The organism is Bacteroides sp. HF-4919 (assembly GCF_018860125.1).
This window is the reverse complement of record NZ_JAHKNF010000008.1, coordinates 207198-221361: the sequence shown is the minus strand read 5'-3', so window position 1 is coordinate 221361 and position 14164 is coordinate 207198. Positions and strand designations below refer to the sequence as shown.

11 protein-coding genes are annotated in these 14164 nt (G+C 45.0%); 6 read left to right on the top strand and 5 right to left on the bottom strand.

Annotated features, from left to right (window positions below):
* Window positions 1–642 precede the first annotated feature (642 nt).
* On the bottom strand, window positions 643–2565 hold the full coding sequence (locus KO473_RS15100) for a glycoside hydrolase family 97 protein (protein ID WP_005821306.1): 1923 nt from the start codon (window positions 2563–2565) through the stop codon (window positions 643–645).
* Window positions 2566–2934: 369 nt separating this feature from the next.
* On the bottom strand, window positions 2935–3615 hold the full coding sequence (locus KO473_RS15095; RefSeq protein WP_005780751.1) for a transporter: 681 nt from the start codon (window positions 3613–3615) through the stop codon (window positions 2935–2937).
* 233 nt (window positions 3616–3848) lie between these two features.
* Between KO473_RS15095 and KO473_RS15090 the strand changes: the two genes are divergently transcribed.
* On the top strand, window positions 3849–4970 hold the full coding sequence (locus KO473_RS15090) for a sensor histidine kinase (protein WP_032537671.1): 1122 nt from the start codon (window positions 3849–3851) through the stop codon (window positions 4968–4970).
* Complete coding sequence (locus KO473_RS15085; RefSeq protein ID WP_005780748.1) at window positions 4967–5704, top strand: LytTR family DNA-binding domain-containing protein; 738 nt, start codon at window positions 4967–4969, stop codon at window positions 5702–5704. Before KO473_RS15090 ends, KO473_RS15085 begins: the two co-directional genes overlap by 4 nt.
* A 91-nt stretch (window positions 5705–5795) precedes the next feature.
* Here the strand turns inward: KO473_RS15085 and KO473_RS15080 are convergent, their stop codons facing one another.
* The gene (locus tag KO473_RS15080) at window positions 5796–6980 is read right to left on the bottom strand and encodes an aminopeptidase C (protein WP_005780746.1); all 1185 of its coding nucleotides are present in this window, start codon (window positions 6978–6980) and stop codon (window positions 5796–5798) included.
* A 119-nt stretch (window positions 6981–7099) separates the two neighbouring features.
* Between KO473_RS15080 and KO473_RS15075 the strand changes: the two genes are divergently transcribed.
* Entirely contained in the window at window positions 7100–7558 is a 459-nt protein-coding gene (locus tag KO473_RS15075; protein WP_005821302.1) for a copper resistance protein NlpE, read from the top strand.
* A gap of 1 nt (window position 7559) precedes the next feature.
* On the opposite strand, the gene KO473_RS15070 is transcribed toward KO473_RS15075, so the two are convergent.
* Window positions 7560–8765 carry a hypothetical protein gene (locus KO473_RS15070; RefSeq protein ID WP_005821300.1) on the bottom strand — a complete coding sequence of 402 codons (1206 nt, stop codon included), beginning with the start codon at window positions 8763–8765 and terminating at the stop codon, window positions 7560–7562.
* Complete coding sequence (locus KO473_RS15065) at window positions 8762–10087, bottom strand: DUF4270 family protein (RefSeq protein WP_005821298.1); 1326 nt, start codon at window positions 10085–10087, stop codon at window positions 8762–8764. Before KO473_RS15065 ends, KO473_RS15070 begins: the two co-directional genes overlap by 4 nt.
* A gap of 195 nt (window positions 10088–10282) precedes the next feature.
* Here KO473_RS15065 and KO473_RS15060 point away from each other — a divergent pair, with 195 nt between their 5' ends.
* The 3 genes from KO473_RS15060 to KO473_RS15050 all read left to right on the top strand — a co-directional run bounded on the left by KO473_RS15060 (window position 10283) and on the right by KO473_RS15050 (window position 14159).
* Entirely contained in the window at window positions 10283–11335 is a 1053-nt protein-coding gene (locus KO473_RS15060) for a kelch repeat-containing protein (protein ID WP_005821296.1), read from the top strand.
* A complete protein-coding gene (locus KO473_RS15055) occupies window positions 11322–11648 on the top strand; it encodes a DUF4907 domain-containing protein (RefSeq protein ID WP_232303457.1) in 327 nt (108 codons plus the stop codon). The genes KO473_RS15060 and KO473_RS15055 overlap by 14 nt, the downstream gene beginning before the upstream one ends.
* A 321-nt stretch (window positions 11649–11969) precedes the next feature.
* Window positions 11970–14159 carry a cation:proton antiporter gene (locus KO473_RS15050; RefSeq protein ID WP_005821292.1) on the top strand — a complete coding sequence of 730 codons (2190 nt, stop codon included), beginning with the start codon at window positions 11970–11972 and terminating at the stop codon, window positions 14157–14159.
* Window positions 14160–14164 lie beyond the last annotated feature (5 nt).

The window sequence follows — 14164 nt, the reverse complement described above, 5'->3', positions numbered from 1 at the left end:
GTGAGGAATATTGGGTTAGAATGAAAAAAACTTTTGTGATTATTATCTATTTTTAAAATAATCGCTATATTTGCATCATTGTTAATCTAAAAAACAAAAAATATTCTGTTCTTTTTTAATACATTATAAAATGTGTTTCTTTAAAACCGATTAATTTGGTTATAGTTCTGTTAGGAATAATCTGTATTTTATTATTTTGTCTTTAGTTAACCTGTTGTATAATAGGTGTATATGCGTCAGGTTGGGGGATGAATCGAATTGTGGTTCCGTATGTTGTAACAATCTGCCGGTTACAAGAAAGAAGGTGTGAATCTCGATGAAATATTCGAAATTTTTGTGATTGAATGTCCGACATTTGTTATGTTGGTTCTGTTTGTGTGTTCTTTTTTCCTCTGGCGATCCTGTTTGAATTGCTAAAGGTGTTCTGTTTACAGTGGGCGAAGTGTTTTTAATCTTGAAGGTGTGTCATAACTCTTTTTACCACGGAGTGCTACAGAGTATCACAGAGTATTTTGTTAATAATCAACAACTTTAAATCGCCTCCGTGTTACTCTGTGTCCTCTGTGGTGAGTTCCGACACACACTCAGGTTGATAGATCACATTATCTCTTTGACAATATGTTGCAGGGGATTAGTTTCATGCTATTTGTCGGTTTTTTCAAATTTGGCTAAATAACCTCCTCCCGATAATAACTTTATTTTTAGCGTTTTACCCGATTTTATTTTTCGATTGTTTATCACAATCTTTTTTCTGTTTTCTCCGTCATCGGATGCATAAGTCATGCGGTAGTTGCCTTTGGGCAAAAAGTCCAATTCGATTTCTTGGGTAACAGCCTTTTCTCCATTTAAGATGGAAAGATACCATATATCCCCTTTTCTCCTGGATAATGCGGCCAATTCGCCTATCCGGCTTTCTTTTAGAATTTTTGTCTGATCCCAGACGACTGGTACTTCTTCAATAAACATACGTCCCGGACATGTCAGCATATCTTCCATGTCGGCTGCAAAGATCAGCATGGGCGATGTGAACGTGTAGATACTCGCCAATTGATGCGTGAAAGTGACAGATGGAGGGCAGAATTGGCGGAAGTTCAATGGGGTATAGTCGGCAGGACCTGCCAGCCAGCGGGTAAAGGGTAACACCGTATTGTGATAAGGCCACGGTGGCCCTGGAGCCCAGTTATTTTCTCCACCTACGGACTCTAAACCGCGTACAGCCTCTTTGGCCAACAGGTTGGGATACGTATAGCTATCGCCTGTAGGTTTATTCACCCCATGGAAAATAACCATCAGATGTGCTTTGGCAGCATCCTTCAATATATTCTCCATAAAATTGACTGTAAATAGATTTTCTGTGTGGAAGAAATCTATTTTTAATCCTTTTACACCGATTTCCGCACATCTTTTCATAAAATTGTTGCGTTCGTCCGCATCCAGCAAACCGACATCGGATTTATTACCATATCTTGGAGAAGAAGGCCGCCATACCCAGATATCTACGTTTTTGCTGCGGGCATAATCGACTAACTCTTTGAGTAATTCCCATTTGGTACGTCCATTGGCATTTTTCTCTGTTTTCGGCCAAAGTTCCCAGCCATCATCCACCACAACAGATTCCAGACCTAACTCGGCTGCTCCGTCAACATATCTTTTGTGGTTCTCTACGCTCAGTCTGTTCTCTCCTTCCACTAACCAGGTGAAAATCGAACGTCCCGGTTTAATCCATTGGGTATTTTTTCCTTCGGGAAAAAGTGTGCGATCCGGCTGTTCTGATACTTGGGCTATGATACGATTATTCACCAATCCATCCAGATCCTCCGATAACATCAGGATGCGCCAGGGAGTGGTTATCTCTTTGTAGCCGTTGCGCGGGGAAACGATCCAGGGTGAATTGCGTACTTCTGCATGCCAGTATTTACCGGCGGGGAGACCTGTTGATACACCTGTTTCCAAATGCCCTTTGTTATCTACATAGCCGAATTGTACCCTGTTGTCTTTACATCCGAACAATACTGCACCGTGAAAATTAAACAGGTTAGCTTCGGTAATGGCGGCATACATCCCGTTGGGAAGATGGAAAGTGGCGGGAGGAGCCAACAGCTCGTTTTCTATTTTGTCGGTGGTGCGATCTTGGTAAGCTTGTATCCATCCGTATTGAAAAGGGCCACTGGCGTACCATACCCGGGTTCCGGCCGGAAAAGTGAAAGACGTTTCCTCGCCATATACACAACAACTGCCGGTGGAAGGGATGCGATATCTCAAGGCTATCCCATCGTTAAACTCACGGGTATCAAGGTAGTAGACACTTCCGTCCTTTTTTTCTATTGTATATGTTTTGTATTCCGCGCTTCTTTGTTGTACAGATTTTATACATACTGATTTACCTAAGTCTATATGATCAATGTTCATGCCCAGAGGTGACGCACTGATGACCTGTTCGCCTTTAAAAGTAACTTCCAGACAGAGCTGTCCGGTTGTTATGCCAAGATTTATCTCTGCCTGCTGGGCATCGGCAAAACCGGTAAAACAGAGAGAAAGTAAGAGAATTGTCAGCTTGTTTTTCATACATTGTTTTTTATGATATTATTGGGTAAAGAAAGAGCATATAGCTTAATAAATCAATGTACTTTCGTGAATAAAAGATGGATTATTTTATTTTTCGTGGAATATCGGGAGATATCTGAAAGAGAAGTGCTGCTCTTTACCTGTGGGAATAAAGATGCAGTGGTTCGTACTTACGGGTTAAGTCCAGTATTGGATTTAGATTTAAGGATGCATGTTAAAGTATTAAACTAAAATGAAAATGGAATTTTGAAATAGGTATAAAACTTCACAGGTATATTATCCGGAGTATCTCAGATTTGCGTAAACAGATTGGGGTGCAAGTCTGTTTGATCCGGGCTTTATATTTAGTGCTGTGTAGAAGATACTGCTCTACAAACTTATTCCGAAAACAAAATAGAGTTGGTTTTCGTATGGATTAGCTATCAGTTTACCAAAAACAGATGGAGTGAATCCGGATGAAATATTCAATGTTTTGGTAGCCGAAAGCCCGACATTAACTACATTAAATTTGTCAGCGTATTCTCCTTCCCATGGGGTGAACCCGGCTTCGACAGCCAAGTCTACTCCCTTTACAGTGAATGGATAGCTGAGTTCGCAATAACTGGACCAGGCACGTCTTTCATTTTCCCGGTAATCGTTTCCGGCAAAGGTGGTATACCAGGCCAACGATAACGGGAAACTTTCACTAATGGTATAGACAGCTCCTGCTTCAAAGGTGTGACCTGTGGTGCGGGGAGTATAGTGGAAATAGTTGAATGGTTCGTCTTCACTTTGGTAAAAGTAGTTATTAAGGCACAGTTGGAGGTTTTTATATTCATACTCCAGCGTAAGGTCTATTTCATTATTCTCGTTTCTGAATTCTGTCGATCCCCATGCCGATAGGGTCCATCCTTTCCACTCTACACCGAGAGTAGGCTGTACGGAAGCATTTCCATTCTTCATTCCACGCCAGATGTAACTGCTTACCAGGTCGGCATTGATAAATACTTCTTGTGCCTGTATGGCAAAAGGGCAAAAGATGAAAGCTGCAAGTATGGCTAATTTCTTCATTAAAATGGCGGATTATTTTTTCGGGCTGCAAAGATAGGTAATTACTGGCAAAATTCGTGGCTGAGGGGCATCGATCTTTTCAGGGTAACGAATAAATGCACCGGCGGAGAAAAGGGAAGTTCATGATTTACCATGCTTTATCGTCAAAACGTCCCTCTTTGTCGAGTTCTTTTGTCGGGTATGGACAAAAGGGGGTATTTTTGTGGACTAATCTTCAGAAAGACTTTATCATAATGAAACAGATTAATAAGCAGCAATTACTGGAGCAGGTGGTTTATCTCGTCATCTGGCTGACTGTTATCTTCGTACCGTTGGTGGGCGACTATCTGTTTTCATCCATCAGTTCGATACATACCTTCAGTTGGCAGACCATACGGGTGGCATGGCTGTTGACGTTACCCTTTTTTCTGCTTTTTGTAGTGAACAACTATTTACTCGCCCCCCGATTGTTGCTTCGGAAGCGATATTGGCAGTATGCATTTTCGTTGATAGGAGTCATTGTTCTGCTTTTTTTCTTATATCCCTCCTTCAGCCGGCCGAGGCACAGGCAGTTCAACAACCCGATGCCTGTTCCTCCCGGTTATATTTATGAAGAACATTCGTCTCAACCACCCATGCCCAAGCGAGTGATGGATCCGCTCCGGCAGGGGCCTTATCCTTTGCCGGGTTATCTTTTTGGACGTTTCTCACTGGCTTTACTGGTAGTGGGGTTCAATGTGGCTATCAAGCTTCTATTCAAGTCCATGCGGGATGAAGAGGCACTGAAAGAGTTGGAACACCAGCATCTGCAATCGGAATTGCAATATCTGAAGTATCAGATCAATCCGCATTTTTTTATGAATACGCTCAACAACATTCATGCACTGGTCGATATGGATGCCGGGAAAGCCAAGAAGACCATTGTCGAACTCTCTAAACTGATGCGTTATGTGCTTTACGAAGCAAGTAATAAAACGATTTTGCTTTCGCGTGAGATACAGTTTCTTGATAACTATATTACCTTGATGAAGCTTCGTTATACCAATAAGGTTTGCATCATGTGCGACATGCCCGGCGAAATACCAAAAGTGCAGATACCGCCTTTACTCTTTATCTCTTTTGTAGAGAATGCGTTTAAGCATGGAGTGAGTTATCAGAAAGAGTCGTTCATACGGGTTGCCATGACTATAGAAGATGGGAAACTTGCGTTTCGTTGTTCCAACAGCAATTGGGGAAAATCCGGTGAACAGAATCATGGCATCGGATTGGAAAATGTCCGTAAGCGGTTGAGGCTTTTGTTCGGGCAGGACTATACCCTGTCTATTAACGAGCGCGAGGGTAGTTTTAACGTTTTATTAATCATTCCTTTGTTATGATAAAATGCATTGCTATTGATGACGAGCCGCTGGCGCTTGAACAATTGGTAGGTTATATTTCACGTGTCCCCTTCCTGCAACTAATTGCTTCCTGTCAGGATGCTTTCGGTGCCATGCAGGTGCTTTCTGAAGAAGAAGTCGACTTGATGTTTGTCGATATTCATATGCCGGACCTGAACGGACTCGATCTGGTGCGTTCATTGGTGGTGAAACCTCTGATTGTGTTTACTACCGCCTATCCGGAATATGCTGTTGAAGGTTTTAAAGTGGATGCGGTGGACTATCTGTTGAAGCCGTTCGAGTTTCAGGATCTCCTGAAGGCGGCGGACAAGGCACGCAGGCAGTTTGAGTATCATTTGCAGGATTACGGGGGAGGGGCGGAATCGGATTTGCTGGAACGGGACGGTTCGTTGTTTGTGAAGTCCGAATCCAGGATTATCCGTATCAATGTGGCGGATATTTGTTATATCGAAGGCATGAGTGAGTATGTGCGCATTTACACGAATATGGCGGATAAGCCGGTAGTCACTCTGCTGAGTATGAGAAGACTGGAAGAGCGTCTGCCGCAAGAAATGTTTATGAGGGTACATCGCTCCTATATCGTCAATCTCCGGAAAATAACGGAGGTCTCACGGTTGCGCATCATTTTTAATAAGAATATATACATACCTGTCGGCGATAATTATAAGGAGAGGTTTACAGAATATATCAACAAGATTTGTATCAGCAGTTAAGGTCGGGTTACAGACCATAAGAACGGGCTGTAATCTACAAGTGGATTGCACCTTGCAGACTACAGCCCGTGGCTCTGTAACTTGTAGTTTCTTACTTGATTCCCAGTTTCTTTGCGATATCTTTAGGAAGCGCATCTTTGTGAACCAGAATATTCATAGTCTTGTAAGCAACGAAAGCTTTAGAAGCATACCAGGTACCTTTGTACTTGTTATTAGTGCCCCAAGAGTTTTTCACCATAAAGTATTCTTTTCCGTTCTGATCTTTGGCGATACCGTAGATAATCATTCCGTGGTCATCGGTTGTTTCCCAGTTATCGAAAGCCGTCTGGCGCATTTCCTGAGTAACTTTAATTTCCGGCAGTGGCTTTGAAGTCAGTTCTTTGCGTTTGTCGGCGGCGGTCATTCCGGTCCAGCGGGCCATATCCGAACCTGTCAGTTCAGCACCCTTGGCTGCGTCCGGCATTACGGCGATACCGTCACGGGTAAATCCTTCTTCGCTGACGTCACTACCCCATGCGAACGTGTATCCGTTCTTTACAGCATTGTCCATTACAGCCATGAATTCGTCAAGCGGCAGATTGTATGACAATCCGTTGCGCCAGTTGTCCTGAATTTCGATGGCAAACTGTGAATAGAAGGGGTGATGTGTGTATGAAGTCAGAGATACATAGTCGTCCGGATTCAAACCCAGAGATTGTGCAAAAGTCATCGGAGTATATTCTTTACCTTTGTAAGTGAAGTTCTCCGGACATTGTCCGAGGTAAGTGTCATAGATGGCGCAAAGACCTTTTTTCCATACGGGAGTCAGTTTCTTCAGATTACCTTTGGCAATAGCGTTAACATAGGCTCCTGCTGTTGCATCCAGTTCGTTGTGAACGGGCAGTGAGTCACCATACATGATTCCCGGCATAGCTTCTTGCGGAACAAGTCCGTAGTTCTTCATACAGAACATGATGTCATAGAAGCTTCCGCCCGGAGAGAAGGAGCTGTCGCCATGATAGCGGACATAGTTAACGGCGCGGTCAACCATTGTGTGGTGTACAACGAACATTTCAGAAAGATCGTATTCGCCTTTTCCCGTACGGAGCAGTTCCGATTCGAGGAAGCCGAGGCTCGAGAAGCTCCAGCAAGTGCTTGAACGATTCTGGTTTTTGATGGATGTAATCGGGTTTTCTTTCACTGTCGTGAAAACGAAGCCTTCTTCTTTTGGTTTGTCTTTGCCCAATGCGCTCAGACTGATCAAGCCTAAAGCGGCCAGGAGGATTGTCTTTTTCATTATTATGTCGTTTTTATTAATATTTATGCGACAAAGATAGCTGAATATCCTTAAATATGGAAATGAACGCCTATCTTTGCTATCATATTTTAATGTTTCATTTATAAAAACTTAAACCGATGAAAAAGAATCTTTATTGGATGGCAGCAGCATTCATCACTTTAACTGCTGTAGGTTGTACAAATGTGAAGAAAGCCGATGTGTCTGCGGCAGGCAGCGATACCACACAAGTGGTAGATATGCACACTGCCGAAACCTCTCTCGATTACTATGGAGTTTACAAAGGTACGATTCCGGCTGCCGATTGTCCGGGTATAGAACTGACTCTGACCCTGAAAAAGGACCGCACTTATACATATCACTGGCTTTACATTGACCGCAAAGATGCCGAGTTTGATGAAACCGGCACATTCACGGTAAAAGACAATCTGCTGACACTTACTGAAAAAGGAGGCGAAGTCTCTTACTTTAAGGTGCAGGAGGGCAGCCTGGTGATGCTGAACAATGAGAAACAACCTGCTACCGGTGCTTTGGCTGATGCTTACGTTCTGAAGCAGGAAGAAGTGTTCCGTGATTAGTCTATTGTATTTTCGCCCGGTATGTCCGTTCCGAGAAGGTAAAGTTGAAGAAGAGTAGCAGCCCTTGTTCCCGTTGCATACTGTTGGGTAGATGGAGTTGATCACTGTATTTCACTCCTAACGAGAGGACATTTCCGTTATAGAGAGTGAAGTTGCTTCCTGCACTGATGTAGTAGTTGGTTGCTTTCTTCTTCTGGATGACCATATATGAATTGTTGACGCCCGCTCCGAGTAACAGTTTCACCGGATTGCGGTAGATATTGCCTGCTGTGTAGGCCATACCTGCCGATAACCGGTGTTGGTTTTCGAAGCGGACGTTGCTTTTTGAAGACTTCATGCGGCTCCAATCCGTATATTTGTATTCGGTTGTCAGCATCCAGCGGAGGCTATTGTATGATAATCCCGCCCCGATAAACTGCGGGAGGCATTGGCGCACATAACGTTGGCTTTCATCAATCGACTCGCTGCTCGACGAACTGCTCACCGACAGGTTGTTGTCTTGTGCCAGATCTTGTGAGTACCCGTATACAAGCCCTGCTATAATGGACTTGTCCCTATTTAGGGAAAACTTGTATTGCACGCCGAAATCGACATAAAAAGCATGCTTGTAAGAACTCTCTTCCACACTGAGACTTCCCTGAGTCTCTGTTTGTTTGGTGGTTCCGGTCACGTACGAAAGATTGGCACCGACAGAGAAACCTTTGAAAAGGCGGTAGGCGGTACTGATACCCATTTTAGATAGCCCCCCTTCTCCTTCAAAAAGTGATGATACGGTGGAATTTCCGCTTCCCGTGATGTCCTGATCCAGTGTGATAGCGTATCCCATACTGCTGACCGGTGCCATAAATACAGCCCCGTACCAATGGGGAGTGAGACGGCAACCGATGCTGAGGTTATTCAGGTTTCCCACTACCGAATGATTGTTTGTTCCGGTTTGGGTGTAGATTTTGTATGCTCCCATCAGTCCGGTGTCTATCAGGAAACGTTGTCCTTCGATGGCGGTAAGTGAGGCAGGATTGGCAGTATTCAGGAAGTTATAGCTTTGCAGGGCGATTCCCGCTCCGCCCAGTCCGGCGTACTGTCCGCCTTCTCCGGTCGAAAGTTCGCCCAGGCCGAACATGGATGTAGGGGAGTTGGTTGTGTTCTGACTATATATTAATAAGGTAGAGTGACAAAGCGTAAGCAGTAGAATCAGCTGTCTTTTCATGGGTTATATGTTTTATAAAGTATGGTTAGTTTCACGGGGCTACTGTCCGGATGGCCGGCATCTCCGAATACGACTCCACTCAGGGTGGTGAAAAACAAATTGTCCGGAAGCATCAGCTGAAGGATTTTCCGGTTGTATCCCACCGTCCCCAGATTGCTTTGCAGGAAAGAGGTAATATCGAAAGAGTAATAGGTCTCTTCTCCCATCATTTCGTCCGTTACCAGACTTCCGGTTTGTACCGAACTGCCTGAAATATCCGTCACGACATCTTCCGTTATATTGTTTTCGTCGGCTGTATATAGTGTCAGCGATTCGGGGAGAGGATACCGTTCGCCATACGTCCCTTTTACCGGGTAAAGGCGGAGGAGCGCACTTTCGATAGTTACCAGTTTGCCTTCGGCTCGCAAGTCATTGAGGAATGGGAAGTCAATGTTGAGATACATTCCCGTCAGTCCTTGCAGGTAGGCCTGGTGGTCGGACTTTTCTGAAGGAAGCCCGTTATTGATTCCGCTTTGTAAGGAGGAGAGGGCTGTCTGGCTACGGTCACAACTGACTTGGTTGAATCTCAAGTCGCTGTTGGCCGGGAAACTGGCGGACAGTTCCGTTGCGTCTGTTTTCGTTTGGTGATAATAAAGTGTGATGCACAGGCTTGAATCATTCACCATAAAACCGTTGATACAACTTCCTCCCTCTTCGGGAATGAATGCAATGCCTTTGAAATAGTCGCGGAAGTATTCTTGTGACTCCATCTCGCGTGATCCGTTTTGGAAACGTTCGAACCACTCGAGTCCCCATTCGTCGGGGAGGCGGATTTCGTGTTCCCGGGTGGTTTCGCCCGGAGTGGGAGTGAAGGTGAACGAAGCTAAGGGAGTGGCGTGGTAAGCCACTGTCGATTTACTATACAAGTATCCTTCGTCCAGCGACAGATTTTCTGAGAGGCTGTGCAGTGAGATGCGTTGCGGATTCAGAGTATCTCCCAGATAGTTGCCCGAAGAGTAGAACCGGATGGTAATGGAATCGAAACCATAATCTGCGTCTTCGCTGAATGAAACTCCCGGTACGTCATATTCTGCATAGAAAGCGGTTTTTATTTTGCCCCAGACAGGATCGTCAATGGTTCCTATCTGGCAGACTGTGTCGCCCGATGTGGCAAGAGAATCACTAAGGATAGTGTTGATGCGGACCGTGCAAGTATCGGTCTGCACCGTCCGCAGGGAACTTTCCACCCATTTGCCTCCTACTGTCGACAGTTCGTCCCGGCAAGAGGCAAGGAGGGATATTAAAAGAGTGATGAATAAAAATGATAAGGTTTTCTGTTTCATTAATCGGATAATTTTGCCGCAAAAGAAGTCGATTTCTCTTCCCTGTTAAAAAACTATCGACTAACCGGAATGATTTATCGACTGCATTTTGGTTGGTAGAGAGAATGTGCCTGTTAGTCGATCCTTTTTTTCACCCTTACTGATGTCGTCTACATTTGCGGTCAGTAATTAACGATTAAAAAACAGAATAAAAGAATGACTGGAATAGAAAAAACTGTAGCGAGTAAGTCCGCGTCCGGAGTATTGGTGCTTTGTGCCATACTCTTTTGTTTGTGTGCCTGTACGGAAGATGCTTCCTATACGGCCGGAGTATGGTACCGGCGTTCGGACTTTGACGGGGTAGCACGGACCGATGCTGCCGGTTTCACCATTGGTAATAAAGGGTACATCTGCGGAGGCTATAACGGAAAAACGACCCGGCTCGCCGATACCTGGGAATATGATATCGACAATGACTGGTGGACTCAGCGTGCCGATATGCCCGGTACGGTCCGCAATGCTGCCACCGGCTTCTCGGTAGGTAGCAAAGGGTATGTCACTACCGGATACAATCCCGATCAGAAATACCTGTCCGATACGTGGGAGTATAATCCGGAAACGAATAGTTGGAGGCAGATGGACGACTTCAAGGGAGGAGCCCGCTATTATGCCCTTGGCTTCGGGATTGATAATTATGGTTATGTGGGAACCGGTTACAACGATAATTACCTGAAGGACTTTTATCGTTTCGACCCTACTGCCGCAGCCGGTTCACAATGGACTATCGTGAATGGTTTCGGAGGACAAAAGCGTCAGGGAGGTACGGCATTTGTCATCGACGGGAAAGCTTATGTCTGCGGAGGGCAGAACAATAATTCCGATGTATCGGACTTCTGGTGCTTCGACCCTTCCGCTGCTACACCTTGGACACAACTGAGAGACATCGCCAATACGAGTGATGATGATTACGATGATGACTATACATCTATTGTCCGTTCCTATGGAGTCAGTTTTGTGATCGATGGAAAAGCTTATCTGACTCTGGGTTCCACTGCCGGAGGAAGCTATTATTCGAATTATTGGATTTATGATCCGGCAACCGATCTTTGGGAAGGTGACGACCTGACGGCGTTTGAAGGAAGTACCCGTATTCATGCTGTTTGCTTCTCTACCGGGACCCGGGGTATTGTTGCGACGGGTGGCAGTGGTTCGAGTTCTTACTTTGACGATACCTGGGAACTGAAACCTTATGAATATGAAGAGGAATAAGAAGCTACTTTGTATGATATGCGTTGCCTGCGCTGTTTCAGTCCTCTTTTTCTATGACCGGCATGAAGCTTGTCCGTATCGTCTCAAAGTAATTGAAACAGAAAATGGGAACGGATATGGTTATCAGATTCTTTGTGGCGACCGGGTAGTGATCTGCCAACCATACATACCTTCCCTTCCGGGGTGGAAAGGGTTTGCTTTGGAAGAAGATGCCCGGAAAGTAGGCAACCTGGTATTGGAACGGATCAGGCAGGGAAATGATTTTACAATATCGGTTGCCGACCTGAAGGGGCAGGGAATTACCGGCGATTAGTGAACAGGTGTTTTAGGATACATTCGAAACTATGTTCCCGTTAGTTTAAAGCCAAAGTTCTCTGGGGCTTAAACTAACGGGGTTTACCTCTTAAATCAGCAATCCTTTGGTTTTAAATCAATTTTGTGTGTTGTTATAATCTTGTTTTCCTGATGACAAACAGGAACTTTGAAGCGGAAATAAGGAAAGTAAACAGAGTGTCCATATATTCTTTTCAGTGCCTTTTTATATGAATCAATATTTAAACCTGCTCTAAAACTATTTTTTCTTTTGGTTTGTTTTATCTTTGCATAGACACACTTCACACAAAAATATGCTTGTATGCAGAGAGCCAAAAAAAATTATCTTATTTATGTAATCATGTTGCTCCTTTTCGGGGCACTTATTTACATGGCTATCGAGGAAGGTGACCGTTTTTCACACCATGTGGTAGCATCATCAGCTGTTGCGGAGGGGACTCCTTTCGCTATGTTTTGTCAGTTTGTCACCGACAACCTGCATCATCCGTTAAGTATATTGTTGATACAGATAATCGCTGTCTTGTTGATGGTGAGGCTTTTTGGTTTTCTGTTTAAACATATCGGGCAGCCGGGGGTGATTGGTGAGATTGTGGCGGGAATTGTGTTGGGACCTTCCGTGTTGGGCTATTTCTTTCCGGATGTATTTCAGGCCCTGTTCCCTCCGGAGTCCCTTACGAATCTTGAATTATTGAGCCAGGTCGGTCTGGTACTTTTCATGTTTGTGATCGGAATGGAACTCGATTTCAGTGTACTTAAAAACAAGATCAACGAAACATTGGTCATCAGCCATGCAGGTATATTGGTTCCGTTCTTCCTCGGCATCGTCGCATCTTACTGGATTTATGAAGAATATGCCGCTGCCCAGACAAGTTTCCTGCCGTTTGCCCTTTTCATCGGTATCTCTATGAGTATTACCGCTTTCCCGGTATTGGCGCGCATCATTCAGGAACGGAATATGACGAAAACTCCTTTGGGAACTTTGGCCATAGCTTCGGCTGCCAATGATGATGTCACTGCCTGGTGTTTGCTGGCTGTAGTCATAGCCATTGCCAAGGCCGGAACATTTGCCAGCGCTCTTTATGCCATCGGGCTGACTGCCCTTTATATCATAATCATGTTTATGGTGGTGCGGCCGTTTCTCAAGAAAGTAGGAGAGGTGTATGCCAATCAGGAGGTGATTAATAAAACATTTGTGGCCCTGATTCTGCTGATTTTGATTATTTCCTCTACGCTTACCGAGATTATCGGTATTCATGCCCTGTTCGGAGCCTTCATGGCAGGAGTCGTGATGCCTCCCAGCCTGGGATTTCGTAAGGTGATGATGGAAAAAGTGGAAGACATTGCTCTTGTCTTTTTCCTTCCGCTTTTCTTTGCCTTTACCGGGTTGCGTACGGAGATCGGGTTGATTAACAGTCCGGCGCTTTGGGGAGTCTGCCTGTTGTTGATTACGGTTGCTGTGGCAGGAAAACTGGGTGGTTGCGCCGTTGCCGCCCGTTTGGTGGGAGAGTCGTGGAAAGACAGTTTTACTATCGGTACGCTGATGAATACACGGGGATTGATGGAGTTGGTTGCACTAAACATCGGATACGAAATGGGAGTGCTTCCACCTTCTATTTTTGTAATCCTGGTCATTATGGCTCTGGTGACTACCTTCATGACCACCCCGTTGCTGCATTTTGTTGAACAGATTTTTGCCCGTCGCGAAGAACGTTTATCGGCTAAGTTGAAGTTGGTCTTTTGTTTTGGACGACCGGAGTCGGGACGCAGCCTGCTTTCCGTTTTTTTCTTATTATTTGGAAAAAAGATGAAAGCTGCCCATGTGGTCGCTGCCCATTTTACGGTGGGGACGGACTTAAACCCATTGAATGCAGAGCAATATGCCCGTGATAGTTTCTCGCTGGTGGACGAAAAAGCTTCAGAGTTGGGACTTAGTGTTGAAAACCGTTACCGGGTGACCGATAAATTGGTGCAGGATATGATCCGGTTGGCACGAAAAGAGCGTCCTGACATGTTTCTGCTGGGAGCAGGAAGTAAGTACAGACCGGATGCTGCCGGAGGCAGTGGAGTGTTATGGCTCTCTCTGTTTCGTGATAAGATAGATGATGTGATGGAACAGGTGAAATGTCCGGTAGCCGTTTTTGTCAACCGTGGTTATAGCGGAAACGTCCCCGTCTCTTTTGTGTTGGGTGGGGTGATCGATGCTTTTCTGCTTACTTATCTTGAGAGTATGCTGGAGGGGGGCGCACAGGTACATCTTTTCCTCTTCGATACGGATGATGAGGCTTTCCGGCAGTCTACAGAGCCGATACTGGCCAAATATTCCTCCCGGATACGAACGCAATCCTTTAATAGCGCCGTTGATCTGGCTTCGGTAGCAAAGGACGGCTTGCTTGTGATGAGCCACCTGTCCTATACGAAGTTGTCCGAAGAGGAAGAAGTGTTCCGTGATTTTCCTTCCTTGTTAGTCATCCGGCGGCCTAAGAAAAACTAAGGTAC